Consider the following 18,806-nt stretch of genomic DNA (forward strand, 5'->3'; position numbering starts at 1 on the left):
CGGCCGGAGTGCCGGGGTCGGCCGGGTCCACCGGCGGGGCCGCCGGGAAGGTGTTGGTGACGACGATCTCCGCCGTACCCGCGGCCTCATCCGTGACGGTCGCCGCTGGGCCGACGGCGACGCTCGCCGCGCCGCCGTTCTCCGTCTCGGTGGCGGTGCACACGCTGGAGACCGGTGCCGTGAGGGTCTGCGTCTCGGCACCGGTGAAGGTCAGGGTGCGCGGATAGTCGGGTGCCGACTCCCCCGCCCACTGGCAGTCGACGACGACGGCGAACGGCCCCGTCGGCGTCCCGGCCCCCTCGACCGTCTTGGTGATCGCCAGCTGTCCCACACCGGTGCCGGCGCCCTCGCCGCCGGCGCTCAGGCGACGGACCGATCCTGGCGTGCTCCAGGACTCGCCGTCCGCCGTGACCGACAGGGTGTTGCGGTACACGTCGAGCGACGGGTCGGTCACGCTGTTCTGGAACTTGACCTGCACGATCTCGCCGTCGGCCACGGCGCGGCCCATCGTGACCGTGAGCTGCTGGGCGGTGCAGTCGACCGTGTAGTCGCCGGCGTCCACCGGCACGAGATCGGTGAGGAAGCCGTCGGCATCCGCCGTCGAGGTGTGCCGCACGAGGATCGGCGACGTGCAATCGACCTCTTGGCCGGGCTGTGCCGGGTCGTCGAACACGAGAGAGGAGAACGGGCCGCGGGGTGAGGCCACGGTCCATTGGAGGGCACCCTGCGGGTGGGTCGTGCCCTGATCGGCGAGGTCGGTCCAGGCGCCGGCCTTGCTGGGGGCGGTGCGGTCGATGCCCGGAACGCCCGTGGCCTCGATGCCATCGTCGAACGTGACGCCCCCGTCACCCGTGAACGTGATCGGCACGGTCGTGCCGGTCTGCGTGGTCTGGAACTCGGCCCAGAAGTGCGCCGTGCCGTGCACGGAGAGCGGGTGCGTGGTGACGTAGTCGGTGAGGGTGAAGGTCGCGAGCCCCTCGGGGGAGAGGGACGCCTCCGCGACCTCGGCGCCATCGGTGTCGGTCAGGGCGAACCCCTGGGTGAGCGCGAGCAGTTCGGGTGGGAGCTGCAGCGTGAACGTGTCGCCCGCGCGGGAGTCGTCGGGGACGCTCCACGCGAGGTCGATCTGCACGTCCGATCCGGCGTCGGCGCTGCTCTGCACCACCTCCGCGCTGGTGATGGCTCCGTCGATGGTCGCCGCCGAGGCGGCCGACGCCGCAGCGAGGGAGCACGCGAGCAGTGCGGTGGAGGCGCCGGTGGCGGCGAGTGCGCGCGAGTATCTGGTCTTCGTCATTGATTGTCCTTCGTGAGCGCTGCCCCGGAGAGGCGAGTGGTGACACTAACGCGTAGCATGTTACCCTATGGCTGGGAGGGTCGAGCCCGTCGAGCTCGCGGAGGGGCCGAGCTCGGCAGGCGCGAAAGCACCAGCGGTGCGACGAACAAGGGGCGGTTCCTCTCCGACGGGAAAGGAACCGCCCCTTTTCGCCGTTCGGATCAGGCGCCGGGCGCGAAGACCTTCGGGGGATGCGTGGCGGCGACGAGGGCGCGAAGGTCTTCCAGCGTGCCGCGGGTCGCACCGAGTGCGCGGCCCTGGATCAGGACGTTCCCCAGGGCGGTCGCCTCGACCGGGCCCGCGAGGACCGGGAGGCCAGAGCGGTCGGCGGTCGCCTGGCAGAGCAGGTCGTTGAGCGCGCCGCCCCCGACCAGGTGGATGCGGTCGAGACTGCGGCCGGAGAGCTCGGCGGCCGTGTGCACCGCCTCGGCGAACGCCGCGGCGACGGACTCGATGATCGAGCGCACGAACGCCGCACGCGTCGACGGCGCCGGTTGCGGCAGCAGGGCGGCGATCCGGGCGGGCATGTCTCCCGGCGCGCTCAGCGACGGGTCGTTCGCGTCGAACACCGGGACCTGGTCGGTGACGGCCGACGCCGCGGCCAGGAGTTCCGGCAGTGCGATCGGCGCACCGTCCTCGGCCTCCCACGCGCGCACCGTCTCACTGAGCAGCCAGAGCCCCGTGACGTTGTGCAGGAAGCGATACCGGCCGTCGGCTCCGCGCTCGTGCGTGAAGTTCGCCTCCCGCGCGTCGTCGGTGAGCACGGGTGCGCGCAGCTCGACGCCCACCAGGCCCCAGGTCCCGCACGAGATGAACGCGGACGAGGACGACTCCAGCGGAACGGCGACGACGGCGGACGCGGTGTCGTGCGAGGCCACCGCCACCACGGGCAGGCTCGCACCGATGCGTGCCGCGACCCCGGGGGTCAGCGTGCCGACGACCGTGCCGGCGTCGACGAGTTCGGGCAGGAGCCGTGGCGGGATCCCCGCCCTGACCGCGAGCTCGGTGTCCCATTCGCCCGACCGCACCCCGAGCAGGCCGGTGGTGGAGGCGTTCGTGCGCTCCGCCACGCGCCGGCCCGTGAGGAGGTACGCGAGGAGGTCGGGGATGAGTAGAGCCGTGTCCGCTTCCGTGAGACGCGGGTCGGCGCGGAACTGGTACAGCGTGGTGAACGGCAGGAACTGCAGGCCGTTGCGCTCGTACAGCTCCGCGAAGGGCACCTCGCCATGCACCTCGGCCACGCCACGGGCGGTGCGGCGGTCGCGGTAGTGGAACGGCTCCCCGAGCAGCTCGCCGTCGCGCAGCAGCCCGTAGTCCACGGCCCAGGAGTCGATCCCGATGCTCTCGATGGACGGCTCGCGGCGGACGGCCTCGGCGAGCCCGTCCACCACGTGCTCGTACAGGGCGGCGAAGTCCCAGTGCAGTCCGTCGACACGCTCCACCGCTCCGTGCGGGAACCGCGAGACGGATTCCAGGTCGAGCACCCCGGGGCCGATGCGCCCGATCATGACCCGGCCGCTGGTCGCGCCCAGGTCGACCGCGGCCACCGCCCTGACCCTCGTGTCGTTCATCGGCCGGTGACCCTCATCGCAGGAACGCGGCGGCGACGCCGGAGTCGACGGGGATGTGCAGGCCGGTGGTCCGGCTCAGCTCCGGTCCGGTGAGCACGTAGACGGCATCGGCGACGTTCTCCGGCACGACCTCGCGCTTGAGGATCGTGCGGTTGGCGTAGAACTGGCCGAGGTCCTCTTCCTTGACACCGTACGTGGCGGCACGGTTGGCGCCCCAGCCCGACGCGAAGATGCCGGAGCCGCGCACGACGCCGTCGGGGTTGATGCCGTTGACCCGCACGCCGTGCTCGCCGAGCTCGACCGCGAGCAGCCGCACCTGGTGGGCCTGGTCGGCCTTGGTCGCGGAATAGGCGATGTTGTTCGGACCCGCGAACACGGAGTTCTTCGACGAGATGTAGATGATGTCGCCGCCGAGCTTCTGATCGATCAGCACACGGGCCGCGGCCTTCGACACCAGGAACGAGCCCTTGGCCATGACGTCGTGCTGCAGGTCCCAGTCCTTCTCGGTCGTCTCCAGCAGCGGCTTCGACAGGGAGAGCCCCGCGTTGTTGACGACCAGGTCGACGCCGCCGAACGCGAGCAGGGCCTCGTCGAGCGCGGCCTGCACGGCCTCGGCATCCGCCACGTTCGCGGCGACGCCGATCGCGACGTCGGTGTTCCCGAGCTCGGCGGCCGCGGCCTGCGCCTTCTCGAGATCGAGATCGGCCACGACCACGCAGGCGCCCTCGGCGGCCAATCGGGTCGCGATCGCCTTGCCGATGCCGGAGGCGGCGCCGGTGACGAACGCGATGCGACCCTGGTGGGTCTTCGGCTTCGGCAGCCGCTGGAGCTTGGCCTCCTCCAGCGCCCAGTACTCGATGCGGAACTTCTCGGCGTCGGAGATCGGGGCGTAGCTCGACACCGCCTCGGCGCCGCGCATGACGTTGATCGCGTTGACATAGAACTCGCCGGCGACGCGCGCGGTCTGCTTGTTCGCGCCGTAGGAGAACATGCCCACGCCGGGCACGAGCACGATGAGCGGGTCGGCGCCGCGGATGGCGGGGGAGTCGGGGGTGGCGTACGCGTCGTAGTAGGCCCGGTAGTCGGCGCGGTACTGCGTGTGCAGCTCGTGCAGACGCGCGATCTGCTCGTCGACGGTCGCCGTGGGGGGCAGGTCGAGGATCAGCGGCTTCACCTTGGTGCGCAGGAAGTGATCGGGGCAGCTGGTGCCCAGGGCCGCGAGGGCGGGCGCCTTCTCGGCTGCGAGGAAGTCGAGCACGACGGCGTCGTCCGTGAAGTGTCCCACCATCGGCTTGTCGGTCGAGGCGATGCCGCGGATGGTGCCGGCGAGGGCCGCGGCCCGACGGCGACGGTCGGCCTCGGGGAGCGCCTCGAACCCCGGGCGGACGGGACCGAACGGCTCGGCGCGGCCGTGGTCGGCGAGGTACGCCGCCGCGGTGTCGATGATCCAGAGGGAGTTCGCCTCGGCCTCGTCGGAGGTGTCGCCCCACGCCGTGATGCCGTGCCCGCCGAGGATGCAGCCGATCGCGGCGGGGTTCTCCGCCTTGATGGCGGCGATGTCGAGTCCGAGCTGGAAACCAGGGCGCCGCCACGGCACCCACACCACGCGGTCGCCGAAGATCGCGGTCGTCAGGGCCTCGCCGTCGGCGGCGGTCGCGATCGCGATGCCCGAGTCGGGGTGCAGGTGGTCGACGTGTGCCGCGTCGACGAGTCCGTGCATGGCCGTGTCGATGGAGGGGGCTGCCCCGCCCTTGCCGTGCAGGCAGTAGTCGAACGCGGCGACCATCTCGTCTTCGCGGTCGATTCCGGGATACACGTCGACGAGCGCCCGCATCCGGTCGAGGCGCAGCACGGCGAGGCCGCTCTCGGTGAGGGTGCCCAGGTCGCCGCCCGAGCCCTTGACCCACAGCAGTTCGACGGGCTGCCCGGTGACGGGATCGATCTCGGTGCCCTTGGCCGAGGTGTTGCCCCCGGCGTAGTTGGTGTTCTTCGGGTCTGCGCCCAGACGGTTGCTCCGCGCGATTAGCTCGGCGGCGGTCGGGTTGGTCATGACGATCTCCTGCACCATCGGGGGAGCGCCGCAGCGCTGTTAAGTCCTGTGAAAGATAACACGATCTGACGCGAGCACCAAGGGTCAGCGCACCTCGGCGATCCCCCGGAAGGGGTCGAGGCGCTCATCCGCCGGATCGAGATCGGTGATCAGCACGTCCACCTGCGCGGGCTCGAGGGCGCGGGCGACCGACCGACGACCCAGCTTGGTCGCATCGACGCAGAGCACCGTGGTGCTCGCCTGCGCGGCCAGCGCCCGCTTGACCTCGGCCTCCTCCACCGACACCTCGGAGGAGCCGTCGCCCTCGTCGAGGGCATCGGCCGAGGCGAAGAACACGTCGAAGTACACCGCCTGCAGGCTGCGGAGGGCGAGGGGTCCGATCAGGCTGCCCGTGGTCGGCTCGGCGGTGCCGCCCGACAGCACCGCGGTCACCCCCTCCCGCGGCTGCAGCAGCTGGAAGGTCTCGACGGCGTTGGTGTACACGGCGAGTGCGTCGCGCGGTCCGAGCACCGCGGCGAGCGTGCTGATCGTCGTCGACGCGTCGAGGGCCACCGTCCCGGCGGCCGGCACCAGGTGCAGCGCCTTCTCGGCGATCACCCTCTTGGCGCTCGCCCGCATGCTGCGCCGGGCGTCAAAGGGCCGGGCGCGGGGAGCCGCGGTCGCCCCGCCGCGCACCCGTCGCACCCGCCCCTCGGCCTCGAGCTCGAGGAGGTCGCGCCGGATCGTCATCGACGACACCGCGAACAGCTCCGCTGCCCCGTCGATCGAGACGCCCTCGGGGCCTTCGGCCATCGCGACCAGCTCGTCGCGGCGGCGCTGAGCGTCGAGGTTTCCGGAAAGAGCCATACCGGGAATCTAGCCGGTGGGCGTGCGCTGCCGACCGCCGCGATCGACGAGCGTGGTCGGCACGAGGTGGAGGGCGGGTGGCGCGGCGGCGTCCCCCGCGATGCGGTCGAGGAGGGTGGTGGCGGCCAGGGCGCCCAGCGCGGCGACGTCGTAGGCCACCACGCGCAGCGGCCGCGGCAGCATCCACGACAGCTCGAAGTCGTCGAAGCCGGTCACCGCGACGTCGGCGTCACGCCGCGTGAGCTCTTCGAGGGCTCCGACCGTCGCGCGGTTGTTGCCGCAGAACAGGGCGGTCGGCGGGCGGGGGCCGTCGAGGAGGCGCGCCGTGGCAGCCGCGGCGTCCTGCGGGGTGTGGATGCCCGTGACGAGGAGCGACGGATCGAGCGCGCGGCCCGCGGCGGCGAACGCCTCCTCGGCCCCGGCCAGCCGCTCGCGCATCGTGTAGATCTCCGTCGCGTCGAGCAGGAGCCCGATCCGCTCATGCCCGCCCAGCAGTTCGGCGACCGCCGCGCGTGCACCGCCGCGGTTGTCGAGCAGCACGGTGTCGGCGGGAATGCCGTCGCCCGGGCGGTCGAGGAACACGACCGGCGTGCCGTGGGCGACCTCGGGCGCCAGGTAGCCGTGATCGGTCGCGGCGGGGACCAGGATCAGCCCGCCCACCCGGCGCTGGCAGAGGTCGAGGGCGAGGCGGCGCTCGACGGCGGGATCCTCCTCGCTGGAGGCCATCAGGACGTGCAGACCCCGCTGTGACGCGACGGCCGACACGGCCGCGGCGATCCCCATCGAGAAGGAGTTGGAGAGGTCGGCGGCGAGGAACCCGATGGTGTCGTTGGTGCCGGAGCGCAGGCTCGCCGCGAGGGCGTTGCGGTGGTATCCGAGGCGGTCGATGGCCTCGCGCACGCGGTCGGCCAGGGCGGGGTCGACGTTGGGCTCCGCGTTGATGACGCGCGAGACGGTCTTCAGACTGACCCCCGCCGCGGCGGCCACGTCGTTCATCGTCGGCCTGCCGCTGCCGCGCATCGTGCGCCCTCCGCTCACCACCTCTCCACGATAGGAGCGTGCGCGCCGTTCACCCGCGCGGCGCGACGGCCGCGCCCGACTGATGCGAGGCGATGGCCGCCGCGAAGATCCGATGCGTCGCGGCCGCCTCCTCCGGTCGCACGGTGCCGAAGCCGTCGCCGAGGAGCCCCTGATGCTCGGCGAGGAACGCCGCCCACATCTGCAGGATCGCATCCGAGAAGCCCGACTCGAAGTTCGGCCCGGTCACCGTGGGCCACACCGACTGGCTGCCGGCGTCGATGCGCTGCCAGCTCTGCTCGCGCCCGACCCCCGGCACGTCGATCAGCGCGAACACCTGCACCTCCTTGGGGTTCTTGGTGCTGAAGCGCACGGCGCCCTCCATGCCGATCGCCTCGAACTCCCAGGTGTTCTTCTCGCCGGGGGCGATCCGCTTGGTCTCGGTCGTGAGCGGGAACCGCGCCCCCTCGTGCGTCGCCCACGAGTGCAGGACGGCGTTGTCCCAGGTGTCGCACGGCTGCGGGGTGCCGTCGGGTCCCGGCCGTTCGGTGACGATGTCCTGCAGCACGCCGCTGACGGTCTCGGGCATCCAGCCCAGGCGCAGCGGCACGTGCCACGTGTGCATGCCGAGGTCGTTGAGCACCCCGGCCTCGCCGCAGAACCGCTGCTGGCGCTTCCAGTTCAGCGGCTTCGCCGTATCGAGGTCGCTGGCGTGCAGGAACGCGCAGCGCGCCTCGACGATGCGACCGAGCGCCCCGGAGCGCACGTAGTCGACCGCCCACTGGGCGCCGGGGAAGTACGGCATCTCACTCGACACCCGTACGAACGACCCGGGGGTCTCGTCGATCGCCCGGAGGATTGCGTCGGCGGCGGCCCCGTCGATGCCGAAGGGCTTCTCGGCCAGCAGGGCCTTGCCCGCCCGGATCGTGTCGACGTAGAGCTGCTCATGCAGGTCGTGGCGGACGGCGATGTAGACCACGTCGATGTCGGGATCGGCCAGCAGCTCATGGTGGTCGGTGGTGGTGAGGCGCACGGTGTCGATCCCGGCGAACCATTCCAGGGCCGCGGGGTTGATGTCGCACACCGCCACGAGCTGCGGGTCGGCGGGGTGGTCGACGAGCGCGGGCCAGCGGCGCAGGGCCGCCGCGATCTCTCGGCCCATCAGACCTCCGCCGATGATGCCGACGTTCACGCGGCGCCCGCTCATCGCGCGGCTCCGATCAGGCCGAGCGCGTCGTCGACCGAGGCGTCGTCGTGCACCACGGCCATCAGGGCTGCGGTGATGCCCCGGGGGTCGTCGTGCTGGATGACGTTGCGGCCGTACACGATGCCGCGGGCACCCTGCGCGAGGACGGCGACCGTGCGCTCGAGGAGCGTGCGATCGTCGACGCGTCCGCCGCCGCGCACGAGGACCGGGGTGTCGCCGGCGGCCTGGATGACGCGGTGGTAGTCGGAGATCTCGTCGGTGGGATCGGCCTTGATGAGGTCGGCCCCGAGCTCCCTGGCCTGCCGCACGAGCGTGACGATCTTGGCGGTGTCGCCGTCCACCGCATAACCCCCCGCGCCCGCCCGGGTCTGCATCACCAGCGGCTCGATCATCAGGGGCATGCCGTAGCGCTCGGCGTCGGTGCGCAGCGCGAGGATCGACCGGATGCACTGCTCGCGCACCTCGGGGTGGCCGGGGAGGTCGAGCAGGTTCACGCACACGGCGACCGCGTCGAGCCGCACCGCCACCTCGATCGCGTCGGGCACGTGGATCGAGTGCAGCGGCGACTCCAGCGGGTCGTTGTAGACGTTGGCGATGTCGGTGCGCAGCACGAGGCCCGGCTTCTGCTTGCCGGGAACGGACTGCAGCAGGGGGGCCTGTCCGAGCGTCAGCTGGATCGCATCCGGGCCCGCGTCGACGAGTGTGCGGACGGTCGCGGCCATGTCCTCGATGCCGGTGAGGAACGAGTGCTCGTGGAAGGCCCCGTGGTCGACGGCCACGTCGAGGGCGCGACCGGAGCGGGCGTGGAACAGGCGGTGGAGGCGAGGCTTCGTCATCGATGGTGCTCTCTGCGTGAGGGTGGCGCGGCGATGCGCACGATCAGTATGCAGAGACGAGACAACGTTGTCAATCGCGACGATCCGGGCCGGACGAGCGCCTGCTACGGTGGCCGCACGCGCGCCAGGACGGCGCGGGAGAAGGGCGGGCGATGGTGGCGGAGCTGTACGGGGCGCCGATCGACGAGGCCTGGCGACGGCTCGGACACCGCGGGCAGGCCGTGACGGTGGAGTCGTCGCTGCGGACTGACGGACCGGATGCGGGGAGCCGTCGGATCCGGGTCGTCAACGGCGACCTCGACCTCGAGGTCCTGCCCGATCGCGGCCTCGACCTGGGGCAGCTGCGGGTCGCGGGCATGCCCTTCGCGTGGACCTCGGCGACCGGATTCCCCCCGATCGTCCCCGGGCCGGACGACGACGGCTGGCTCCGGTCGTTCGGGGGCGGGCTGCTGACGACCTGCGGACTGCGCAGCTTCGGAGCGCCGTCGGTCGACGAGGGTGAGGCGCATCCGCTGCACGGCCGATACTCGTCGCTGCGCGCCGAGGTCACGCGCACCGAGGTGACCGACCGCGAGGTCGTGGTCGAGGGCACGGTCCGCGAGGTCGAGGTCTTCGGGGTGCACCTCGAACTCCGGCGCCGCATCAGCACGCCGATCGGGTCGCGCCTGGTCCGGGTGCAGGACCACGTGGTCAACCGCGGGGCGGCCGCCGTGGAGCCCATGGTGCTCTACCACCTCAACCTCGGCTGGCCGCTGGTCGACGAGGGGACCGTGCTGCACTCGCCGGCGACCGCTGTCGAGCCCCGGGACGCGCAGGCGCGGGCGGGCCTCGGCTCGTGGGACCGGTTCCCGGCCCCGGCGGAGTCGTATCCCGAGCAGGTGTTCCGCCACGAGCTGCCGCTTCGGGAGCGGGTCGACATCGTCGTCGCGAGCCCGCGCGGGGCGGCGGTCCGCATCGCCGTCGACACCGCACGCCTGCCGGCGCTGTTCCAGTGGCGCGTCGCCGAGGAGCGCGGCCACGTCGTCCTGGGGATCGAGCCGGCGACCGTGCCGACGATCCTCGGCCGGGCCGATGCGCGGGCTCGCGGACTGCTGCGCCCGCTGGCGCCCGGCGGGGTGCTCGAACTGGGCGTCGACGTCGAGGTGATGCCCGGCGCGTGACCGCTCGCAGCGGTGGGCTGCGTTCGAATCGGCGCTTGACAACGTTGTCGACCCGGTCGCATGATGTTCCCATCGAACTCGCGATGGCCGCGGATTCAACGATGACAACGATGTCGAGGTGGCAATGGAGCACGAGCGCGACGAGTCGAGCGCGACGGTGGGCACCCAGCGTGACGGGCGCCGCCGGGCGCGCATCACCGACGTGGCGCAGCTCGCCGGCGTGAGCATCAAGACCGTCTCGCGCGTCGTCAACGGCGAGAGCGGCGTGCTTCCCGAGACCCGCGAACGCGTCGCCGCCGCGGTGCTCGAGCTCGGCTTCGTGCCCGACCGTCGCGCCCGGTCGCTCAAGCGCGGCGACACCGACACCATCGGCATCCTTATCGACGCCATCTCCGACCCGTTCTTCGCCGCGTTCGTCAGCGCCGTCGAGGAGCTCGCCGTCGCCGAGGGCCTCAACGTGCTCTTCGCCAGCACCGTGCACGACGCCGCACAGGAGCGCGAACAGCTCGAACGTCTCACCGGCGACCGCCTGCGCGGGCTCATCATCTCGCCCTTCGCGATCGAGTCCGCCGAGCTCGCGGCGCTGCGGCAGCGGTTCCCGGTGATCTGCGTCGACCGTTCGCGCGAAGGCATCGACTCGATCGTCGTCGACGACTACGGCGCCACGCTCGAAGCCGTCCGCGGCTTCCTCTCCCGCGGGCACCGCCGCATCGGCTTCATCGGCGAGGAGATCCCGTACCCCACCGTGTTCGAGCGCCTGAGCGCCTACCGCGACGCCCACGCCGAGGCCGGGGTCGAGGTGGACGAGAGCCTGATCATCGCGCAGGGCCGCCACCGCGAAGAGCGGTCGATCAGCGAGCTGCTCGCCCGCCCCGACGCGCCGACGGCCCTCTTCTGCGCCACCAGCCCCGCCGCCATCGCGACCATCCACGTGCTCAGTGCCGACCGCGTGCCGATGCCCGCGCTGATCTCGTTCGGCGACTTCCAGTTCGCCGACGTGTTCACCCCCGGCATCACCTGCGTCGACCAGGACCCCCGGCTGATCGGCGAGGCGACGTTCCGGCGGCTGATGCAGCTCGGCGCCGACCCCCAGGCCGAGCCGGAGCACATCGTCGTCCCCACCCGCCTCATCGCCCGCGGCTCGGGCGAGATGGCCCCCGAGCGCGACGCATCGGCCCGCCCGATCGGAGACCTGCGATGAACCCGGTCCTGCTGCCGCCCAACCCCGTCCAGCACTTCTACCGCGGCGGCGACCGCATCGCGGCGCTGCGCGGGATCGAGCCGGAGACCGACCACCAGCCCGAGGAGTGGCTGGGCGCGACGGTGTCGCGGTTCGGGACGCCGGACACCGGTCTCGCGGTCACCGCCGACGGCGCCCCGCTGCGCGACCTCGTGACCGCCGACCCCGCGGCCTGGACCGGCCCGGGGAGCGGAGCCGACGCGGGCGACGTGGGACTGCTGGTCAAGCTGCTCGACGCCCGGCAGCGCCTCCCCGTGCACGTGCACCCCGACCGGGCGTTCGCCACGAGCCACCTGGCCTGCCCGTACGGCAAGACGGAGGCGTGGTTCGTGCTCGACACCGAGGCCGACAGCGCCGTGCACCTCGGCTGGAACACCGACCTCGACCGGGCCGAGCTGGACCGCCGCCGCGACGCCCAGGACAGCGAGTGGATGCTCGCGCACATGAACCGCGTCGTCGTGCGCGAGGGCATGGGCATCCTCGTGCCCGCCGGCACCGCGCACGCCATCGACGGCGGCATCTTCGTCGCCGAGGTGCAGGAGCCCACCGACTTCTCCATCCTGCTGGAGTGGTCGGTCACCACCTCGACCCGCGAGGAGTCGCACCTGGACCTCGGCTTCGACGCCGTGATGCCCGCCGTCTCGGCCGACCGCCTCGCCCCCGAGCAGCTCGCCGCACTGATCAGCGACGCGGGCACGACGCCCGCCGGCCCGCGCTTCCGCTCGCTCCTGCCCGCCGCCGCCGACCCCTTCTTCCGCCTCTGGGACGCGGCCGTCGCCGGGAACGTCTCGACCGAGCGCCCTGCCGGCTTCGGCGTCGTGCTGGTGCAGGAGGGGGAGGGCGAGCTGGTCGGGGCGTCCGGCCGGATCGCCGTCTCGCACGGCCAGGCCTTCGCCGTGCCGCACGCCTTCGGCGCCTGGCACCTCGCGGGTGACGCGCGCGTGCTCGTCGCCGAGCCGGGCGCGGGATGGCCAACCACGCTCACCGGGACCGGGATCCGATGAACGGCTACGTCGTCGGGGTCGACATGGGATCGACCAGCATCAAGCTCCTCGTCGCCGACACCGACGGACGCCAGGTGCTCGTCGCGAGCCGCCGGTCGCCGTGGACGAGCCGTGAGCACGGCCGCGCCGAGATGCCCGCCGCGGTCGCCGTCGACACCGTCCGCGAGCTCGCCCACGAGGCCGACGTCCTGCTGCGCGTGCACGGCCCCTACCGCGTGCTCGCGCTCGGGGTGTCGGGCATGGCCGAGGCCGGCGTGCTGCTGGACACCGCCGGAGAGCCCGCGGCGCCCGTCATGGCCTGGTTCGACCCGCGCGGTGCCGCCGAGATCCTCGCCACCCCCGACGCCTTCCGCGCGGAGTTCCTCGGACGGACCGGACTGCCGGTGGGCCCGCTGGCCTCCATCGCCAAGATCCTGCACCTGCGCGAGTCCGGGGTGGACCTGCGCGGACGCACCTTCCTCACCGTGCCGGAGCTGGTGGTGCACGCCCTCGGCGGCCCCCGCGTCGCCGAGTACTCCCTGGCGTCGCGCACCGGGCTGCTCGACCAGGACGACAGCACCCCGTGGGACGCCGCCTTCGAGGTGCTCGGCGTGGGCGACGACCTGCTCGCGGAGCGCGTCGGCGCGGGCAGCGCCGTGGGCATCCTCTCGGACGACGCCATGCCCGACGGCTTCCGCGGCGCCGTGCTCACCGTCGCCGGCCACGACCACCTCGTCTCCGCCGTCGCGGTGGGCGCCGTCCACAGCGGACAGCTGTACGACTCGATGGGCACGGCCGAGGCGCTGGTGCGGGTGCTCGACGGCCCGCTGCCGTTCGACGCGCGCGAACGGCTCGCCCTCGCCGGCATCAACACCGTGCGTCATGTGCTGCCGGGCAAATACGTGCTGCTCGCCGGCACGAAGTCCGGTCTGCTCATGCGGCGCGTGCTGCAGCTGCTGGGCATCGCCGACGCCGCCGGCCGGGCGCGGATCGATGAAGCCGTGATGGCACTGCCCGTCACCGGCGCCCTCGCCGACGGGGCCCTCGCGGTCAGCGGTGCCCGCAACGACGACGGCGAGCTGAAGGTCGTCGCGAACGGCGACGGCCTCGACCCGGCGGAACTGCTCACCGCGACGCTGCTGCACGGCAACGACATGTGCGCCGAGCTCATGGAGGTCATGGACCGCGAGGTCGCGCCGCCCACCTCGACCGTGCTGACCGGGGGCTGGTCGAGCATGGCGAGCGTCGTCCGCGCGCGCCGACTCGTGCTGCCCGATGTCACGGTCGCCACGCACGACGAGGCCACCGCCTACGGAGCCGCGCTGTTCGCCGCGTTCGCCGCGAGCACCCGCACCGACTTCGAGAGCGTGGCCGCGGCGTTCCGCTCCGGCCACTCCGATCACGACAACAGCAAGGGAAGGAGCTGACCCATGTCGCTCAGTTCTACGGTTCCGGTTCTCCAGGCGCGCGGACTCTCGCGCCAGTTCGGCCACGTGCGCGCGCTGAACGACGTCGACTTCGAGGTGTATCCGGGGGAGGTGACGGCCCTCATCGGCGACAACGGCGCCGGCAAGTCGACGCTCGTCAAGGCGCTCTCGGGCAACCTCGCCGTCGACTCCGGCACGATCCTGTTCGACGGCGAAGAGGCCGACATGTCCACGCCGTCCGCGGTGAGCGCGCTCGGCGTCGAGACCGTCTACCAGGACCTCGCGCTCGCGCCCCACCTCGATCCGGTGCAGAACATGTACCTCGGCCGCGAGCTGCGCCAGACCGGCGTCGCCGGCGCCCTCGGCTTCATGAAGACCAAGGAGATGCGCGCCCAGTCGCGGGCCGCCTTCGACGAGCTGGGCGCCACCGTGCGCTCGCTCACCTCACCGGTGGGGGAGATGTCGGGCGGCCAGCGGCAGGCCATCGCCATCGCCCGCGCCGTGCACTGGGCCTCGCGCGTGGTGTTCCTCGACGAGCCCACCGCGGCGCTGGGCGTGCGGCAGACGCAGAACGTGCTCGAGACGATCCGCCGGGTGCGCGACAAGGGCATCGCCGTGGTGTTCATCTCGCACTCCATGCCGCACGTCATGGAGGTCTCCGACCGCATCCAGGTGCTGCGCCTGGGCACGCGCGTCGCCAACATCCCCGCCGCCGACACCTCCATGGAGGAGCTCGTCGGCCTCATGACCGGCGCCGTGACCCGCGACGCCGCCCCGCCCGTGGCCGACGTCGCCCCCGAAGGCGACGTCGCCGAGACCTCCGCCGCTGACAAGGAGCCGAACCGATGAGCACGACGAAGCCCCCCACGGAGACCGTGGCGATCGGCACCCTCGAGGAGCCGAAGAACGGCTACTTCCGCAACCTGCTCCGCGCCCAGGCCTTCCAGATCCTGCTCGTGCTGATCGCGATCGTCGTCGTGTTCAGCCTGCTGGCACCCGACACGTTCGCCCAGTGGTCGAACTTCCGGCTGATCATCCAGAACGCCTCGATCCTCGCCGTGCTCGCCGTCGGCATGACCTACGTGATCATCACGGCCGGCATCGACCTGTCGATCGGCTCGGTGCTGGTGTTCTCCGGCGTCGTCTCGGCCATGGTCATGCGCGCCATCGGCGGGGCGGGCTGGGGCACGGCCGTGGTCGGCATCCTCGTCGCGATCGCCTGCGGCATCGGCTGGGGACTGCTCAACGGGTTCCTCATCGCCAAGGCGAAGATCCCACCGCTGATCGTCACGCTCGGAACGCTGGGCATGTCGCTCGGCCTCGCGCAGATCCTCACCGGCGGCGTCGACATCCGTGAGGTGCCCGCCGTGCTGACCACCACCATCGGCTACGGCAACGTGCTCGGCACGATCCCCACCATCTCGGTCATCGCCCTCGTGATCATCGTGATCGGCGGAGTGGTGCTGCACTTCACCCGCTTCGGCCTGCACACCTACGCGGTCGGATCGAGCGAGCTCGCCGCGCGACGGGTGGGCGTGAAGGTGGACCGCCACCTCATCGCGATCTACACCCTCTCCGGCGGTCTCGCCGGCGTCGCGGGCATCCTCTCGCTGTCGCAGTTCTCCACCACCGCGATCGCCGGGCAGTCGCAGACCAACCTCAACGTGATCGCCGCGGTCGTCATCGGCGGCACGAGCCTCTTCGGCGGCGTCGGCACCATCGTCGGCACCGTCGTAGGCCTGTTCATCCCCGCGGTGCTGCAGAACGGCTTCGTCATCACCGGTGTGCCGCCGTTCTGGCAGCAGGTCGCCGTCGGCGCGGTGCTCATCACCGCCGTCTACGTCGACCAGGTCCGCCGGTCGGCCGCCATGCGCGGCAACTCCCAGAGCCTCTGGCGCAAGTTCGTCAGCGGGGGCCGGCGTACCTGACGCCCGGCCCACCACCATCCACACACAGTCAAGAGAAGAACGGTGATCACAATGAAGTGGAACAGGAAAGCGATCAGCATCGCCGCACTCGGCGCGTCCGCGACGCTCATCCTCGCCGGTTGCGCAGGCGGGGGCGGAGACGCGGGCGGCGACGGCGGCTCGAGCGGCGGCGACGACGGCTACAACATCGCGTTCGTGCAGGGCGTGGCCGGAGACGAGTTCTACATCTCCATGCAGTGCGGCATCGAAGAAGCGGCCAAGGAGGCCGGAGCGACGGTGCAGGTGCAGGGCCCGGAGAAGTTCGACCCGACGCTGCAGAAGCCGATCGTCGACGCGCTCGTCGCCTCCAAGCCCGACGCGCTGCTCATCGCCCCGACCGACGTGACCGCGATGCAGGCGCCCATCCAGGCCGCGGCCGACGCCGGCATCAAGGTCGTCCTCGTCGACACCACCCTGGAGGACCCGTCGATGGCGGTCTCCCAGATCGCGTCGGACAACGAGGGCGGTGGCGCCGCGGCGTTCGAGGCCATCCAGAAGGCGCACCCCGAGGGGGGCAAGGTGCTCGTGGTCTCGATCGACCCCGGCATCTCCACGTCGGACGCGCGCGGTGAGGGCTTCGAGAAGGCCGTCGCCGAGGACTCGAAGTTCGAGTCGCTGGGCATCGAGTACTCGCACAACGAGCCCGCGGAGGCCGCCCGCATCGTGACCGCCGCGCTGCAGGCCAACCCGGACATCGTCGGCATCTTCGCCGCCAACCTGTTCGCCGCCGAGGGCACCGCGACCGGCATCCAGCAGGCCGGCAAGCAGGGCGAGGTGACCGTGGTCGGCTTCGACGCCGGACCCGCGCAGGTCGAGGCGCTCCGCAACGACGTCGTCCAGGCGCTCGTCGCCCAGGAGCCGGCCACCATCGGCAAGGACGGCGTCGCCCAGGCGCTCGCCGCCCTCGAGGGAGATGCCACCGAGGAGAAGATCCAGACCGGGTTCACGGTCATCACCAAGGAGAACATCGACACCGACGGCGCCGACGCCGTCTACAAGTCGACCTGCTGACACCCCCTCCGGCGACCGGGGATCCCCCGGTCGCCGGAGTCACCCCCGAGAGGACCCCATGAGCTTCCCTGATCTCGCCGGAAAGGTTGCCGTCGTCACCGGAGGCGCCCGCGGCATCGGCTACTCGCTCGCCACCGCCCTCGCCCGCGCCGGTGTGCGCGTGGCGCTGCTGGACCTGCTGCCCGAGGTCGAGGAGTCCGCCGCGCGGCTGGCATCCGAGACCGGAGCCCGCACCGCCGCCGCCCTGGTCGACGTCACCGATGCCGACTCGGTCGAGCGCGCCTTCGCGGCGGTGCGCGAGGAGCTCGGCGTCGCCGACCTGCTGGTGACCGCGGCCGGCATCACCATCTGGGGCGACTCGACCGAGGTCGATCCCGGCACGTGGGCGAAGGTCGTCGACGTGAACCTCAGCGGCACGTTCTACTGCACGCAGGCCTTCGCCCGACCGCTGCGGGCGGAGGGCCGCGAGGGGTCCGCGATCCTCATCTCGTCGATGTCGGGCCGGGTGGTCAACGTGCCCCAGCATCAGGCGTCGTACAACGCGTCGAAGGCCGCCGTCGACCAGCTGGCGAAGTCGCTCGCCGTGGAGTGGGCGCCCGCGATCCGGGTCAACGCCATCGCGCCCGGCTACATCCTCTCCGACATGACCCGCCAGTTCACCGAGGCCAACCCCGAGCTGGCCGCCGACTGGGTGTCGATGATCCCGGCCAGCCGCATGGGCGTGCCCGCCGACCTCGACGGCCTGCTCCTGCTGCTCGCCTCGTCGGCCTCGTCGTACCTCACCGGGCAGACGCTGGTGATCGACGGCGGCTACACCGCGATCTGACATGACGGCCGCCTACCTCGCCGTCGACCTGGGCTCGTCGAGCCTGCGCATCATGGTCGGCCTGCTGCGCCCCGACGCGCCGGACGGGCCCCGGATGGAGGTCCGGGAGGCCGCCCGGTTCCCCAACACCCCGGTGCCGCGCGCCGAGGGGCTCGGGTGGGACGTGCCTGCGCTCTTCGACGGCGTGCTCGCAGGACTCCGCGCGGGCGTCGCGATCGCCGCGCAGGAGGGAGCGGAGCTGCGCGGCATCGGCGTGGACGCGTGGGGCGTGGACTACGCCCGGCTCACCGTCGACGGCACCCTGCGTCCGTTCGTGCGGCACCACCGCGCTGCCGACCCGGACCTCGCCGCCCGCACCTCCGCCGGCCGCGACCTCGCCGCCGACTACGCCGTCACCGGGGTGCTCGACCAGGCCATCAACACGGCCCATCAGCTGCGGCAGGACCAGTCCGCGGGCATCGGCGACCCCGACGACACGATCCTGCTGACCGCCGACATCGTCGTGCACCTGCTCACCGGGCGGGTGGGGGCCGAGCCCTCGCTCGCCTCGACCACCGCGCTGCTCGACCGGGCGACCGGGGACTGGTCGGCCGCGCTCGCCGCGGGTCTTCCCGCCCGGCTCCCTCCCGTGGTGCCGACGGGATCGTCGGCCGGGCCCACCACCGCCCGGGTCACCGCGGCGATCGGCGCCGCGCACTCGGTGCCAATCTTCGCGGTGACGGCGCACGACACCGCCGCCGCATTCATGGCCGTGACCGCCGCCGACGACGAGGGGACCGGTGTCGTCTCCAGCGGGAGCTGGGGGGTGGCCGGGGTGGCCCTGCCCGCGCTGCTGCGCGACGACCGCGCCCGCCGCGACGGCTTCACCCAGGAGATCGGCGCCGGGGGCGACACCCTGCTGGTGAAGAACCTCAGCGGCATGTGGCTGCTGCAGCAGACGCTGCGCGAGTGGGCAGCCGCCGACGGCGAGGCCGAGCCGTCGCTCGACATGCTCACCGCGCTGCTCGACGCGGCGGCCCGGTCGTCGTACCCCGGTCTCTTCGATCCCGCCGACCCCGCGCTGCAGGCCCCGGACGACCTGGTCGCGCGGCTGGTGCGGGCGTGCGTCGAGGGCGGGGCCGAGCCGCCGTCCACCAGGGCCGACCTCGTCCGCGCCATCGTGGACAGCCTCGCCGTCGCCTACGCCGACACCGTCGCGCTCGCCGCCCGCCGGAGCGGACGCACCCTGGAGCGCATCCGCATCGTCGGCGGCGGCGCGCGCAACGCCCTGCTGTGCGCCCGCACCGCCGCCCGCAGCGGGCTTCCCGTCATCGCCGGGCCCGTCGAGGCCTC

The 18,806-nt window shown here is 72.4% G+C and carries 16 protein-coding genes; 9 read left to right on the plus strand and 7 right to left on the minus strand.

Annotated elements, in window-relative coordinates; translation table 11 throughout:
• The 7 genes from DW309_RS18525 to DW309_RS18555 all read right to left on the minus strand — a co-directional run.
• The coding region (locus DW309_RS18525) for an Ig-like domain-containing protein (RefSeq protein WP_205812867.1) at window positions 1-1,294 on the minus strand (1,294 nt) is incomplete at its 3' end.
• Between the two features lie 200 nt (window positions 1,295-1,494).
• Entirely contained in the window at window positions 1,495-2,904 is a 1,410-nt protein-coding gene (locus DW309_RS18530; protein ID WP_136046218.1) for a rhamnulokinase, read from the minus strand.
• 13 nt (window positions 2,905-2,917) lie between these two features.
• Complete coding sequence (locus DW309_RS18535) at window positions 2,918-4,954, minus strand: bifunctional aldolase/short-chain dehydrogenase (protein WP_136046219.1); 2,037 nt, start codon at window positions 4,952-4,954, stop codon at window positions 2,918-2,920.
• Between the two features lie 84 nt (window positions 4,955-5,038).
• Window positions 5,039-5,800: a DeoR/GlpR family DNA-binding transcription regulator gene (locus tag DW309_RS18540; protein WP_136046220.1), complete on the minus strand. Its 762-nt coding sequence runs from the start codon at window positions 5,798-5,800 to the stop codon at window positions 5,039-5,041.
• A 9-nt stretch (window positions 5,801-5,809) separates the two neighbouring features.
• Window positions 5,810-6,838: a LacI family DNA-binding transcriptional regulator gene (locus tag DW309_RS18545; protein ID WP_240753285.1), complete on the minus strand. Its 1,029-nt coding sequence runs from the start codon at window positions 6,836-6,838 to the stop codon at window positions 5,810-5,812.
• A 31-nt stretch (window positions 6,839-6,869) separates the two neighbouring features.
• A complete protein-coding gene (locus tag DW309_RS18550; protein ID WP_136046221.1) occupies window positions 6,870-8,024 on the minus strand; it encodes a Gfo/Idh/MocA family protein in 1,155 nt (384 codons plus the stop codon).
• Window positions 8,021-8,860: a class I fructose-bisphosphate aldolase gene (locus tag DW309_RS18555; RefSeq protein WP_136046222.1), complete on the minus strand. Its 840-nt coding sequence runs from the start codon at window positions 8,858-8,860 to the stop codon at window positions 8,021-8,023. The genes DW309_RS18550 and DW309_RS18555 overlap by 4 nt, the downstream gene beginning before the upstream one ends.
• A gap of 152 nt (window positions 8,861-9,012) precedes the next feature.
• Between DW309_RS18555 and DW309_RS18560 the strand changes: the two genes are divergently transcribed.
• The 9 genes from DW309_RS18560 to DW309_RS18600 form a co-directional block, all read left to right on the plus strand.
• The gene (locus DW309_RS18560; RefSeq protein WP_136046223.1) at window positions 9,013-10,020 is read left to right on the plus strand and encodes an aldose 1-epimerase family protein; all 1,008 of its coding nucleotides are present in this window, start codon (window positions 9,013-9,015) and stop codon (window positions 10,018-10,020) included.
• A gap of 124 nt (window positions 10,021-10,144) precedes the next feature.
• On the plus strand, window positions 10,145-11,221 hold the full coding sequence (locus DW309_RS18565; protein ID WP_206251804.1) for a LacI family DNA-binding transcriptional regulator: 1,077 nt from the start codon (window positions 10,145-10,147) through the stop codon (window positions 11,219-11,221).
• The gene (locus DW309_RS18570) at window positions 11,218-12,264 is read left to right on the plus strand and encodes a class I mannose-6-phosphate isomerase (protein ID WP_136046224.1); all 1,047 of its coding nucleotides are present in this window, start codon (window positions 11,218-11,220) and stop codon (window positions 12,262-12,264) included. The genes DW309_RS18565 and DW309_RS18570 overlap by 4 nt, the downstream gene beginning before the upstream one ends.
• Complete coding sequence (locus DW309_RS18575; protein WP_136046225.1) at window positions 12,261-13,670, plus strand: FGGY-family carbohydrate kinase; 1,410 nt, start codon at window positions 12,261-12,263, stop codon at window positions 13,668-13,670. Before DW309_RS18570 ends, DW309_RS18575 begins: the two co-directional genes overlap by 4 nt.
• Before the next feature lie 3 nt (window positions 13,671-13,673).
• On the plus strand, window positions 13,674-14,519 hold the full coding sequence (locus DW309_RS18580) for an ATP-binding cassette domain-containing protein (RefSeq protein ID WP_136028610.1): 846 nt from the start codon (window positions 13,674-13,676) through the stop codon (window positions 14,517-14,519).
• Complete coding sequence (locus DW309_RS18585) at window positions 14,516-15,598, plus strand: ABC transporter permease (RefSeq protein WP_136028609.1); 1,083 nt, start codon at window positions 14,516-14,518, stop codon at window positions 15,596-15,598. Before DW309_RS18580 ends, DW309_RS18585 begins: the two co-directional genes overlap by 4 nt.
• A 51-nt stretch (window positions 15,599-15,649) precedes the next feature.
• Window positions 15,650-16,648: an ABC transporter substrate-binding protein gene (locus tag DW309_RS18590; RefSeq protein WP_136046229.1), complete on the plus strand. Its 999-nt coding sequence runs from the start codon at window positions 15,650-15,652 to the stop codon at window positions 16,646-16,648.
• Between the two features lie 58 nt (window positions 16,649-16,706).
• Entirely contained in the window at window positions 16,707-17,474 is a 768-nt protein-coding gene (locus tag DW309_RS18595; protein ID WP_136046226.1) for an SDR family oxidoreductase, read from the plus strand.
• Window position 17,475: 1 nt separating this feature from the next.
• Window positions 17,476-18,806 (plus strand): rhamnulokinase (locus DW309_RS18600; protein WP_136046227.1); only part of this gene is annotated, 1,331 nt, incomplete at its 3' end.

Source organism: Microbacterium sp. K41, from assembly GCF_004794395.1.
Classification (GTDB): Bacteria; Actinomycetota; Actinomycetes; order Actinomycetales; family Microbacteriaceae; genus Microbacterium; species Microbacterium sufflavum.

Coding starts and splice junctions, on each gene's coding strand:
- DW309_RS18555 (WP_136046222.1), bottom strand. CDS start 8,860: ATGACGAAGCCTCGCCTCCACCGCCTGTTCCACGCCCGCTCCGGTCGC.
- DW309_RS18550 (WP_136046221.1), bottom strand. CDS start 8,024: ATGAGCGGGCGCCGCGTGAACGTCGGCATCATCGGCGGAGGTCTGATG.
- DW309_RS18535 (WP_136046219.1), bottom strand. CDS start 4,954: ATGACCAACCCGACCGCCGCCGAGCTAATCGCGCGGAGCAACCGTCTG.
- DW309_RS18565 (WP_206251804.1), top strand. CDS start 10,145: ATGGAGCACGAGCGCGACGAGTCGAGCGCGACGGTGGGCACCCAGCGT.
- DW309_RS18560 (WP_136046223.1), top strand. CDS start 9,013: ATGGTGGCGGAGCTGTACGGGGCGCCGATCGACGAGGCCTGGCGACGG.
- DW309_RS18590 (WP_136046229.1), top strand. CDS start 15,650: ATGAAGTGGAACAGGAAAGCGATCAGCATCGCCGCACTCGGCGCGTCC.
- DW309_RS18540 (WP_136046220.1), bottom strand. CDS start 5,800: ATGGCTCTTTCCGGAAACCTCGACGCTCAGCGCCGCCGCGACGAGCTG.
- DW309_RS18580 (WP_136028610.1), top strand. CDS start 13,674: ATGTCGCTCAGTTCTACGGTTCCGGTTCTCCAGGCGCGCGGACTCTCG.
- DW309_RS18595 (WP_136046226.1), top strand. CDS start 16,707: ATGAGCTTCCCTGATCTCGCCGGAAAGGTTGCCGTCGTCACCGGAGGC.
- DW309_RS18585 (WP_136028609.1), top strand. CDS start 14,516: ATGAGCACGACGAAGCCCCCCACGGAGACCGTGGCGATCGGCACCCTC.
- DW309_RS18570 (WP_136046224.1), top strand. CDS start 11,218: ATGAACCCGGTCCTGCTGCCGCCCAACCCCGTCCAGCACTTCTACCGC.
- DW309_RS18575 (WP_136046225.1), top strand. CDS start 12,261: ATGAACGGCTACGTCGTCGGGGTCGACATGGGATCGACCAGCATCAAG.
- DW309_RS18530 (WP_136046218.1), bottom strand. CDS start 2,904: ATGAACGACACGAGGGTCAGGGCGGTGGCCGCGGTCGACCTGGGCGCG.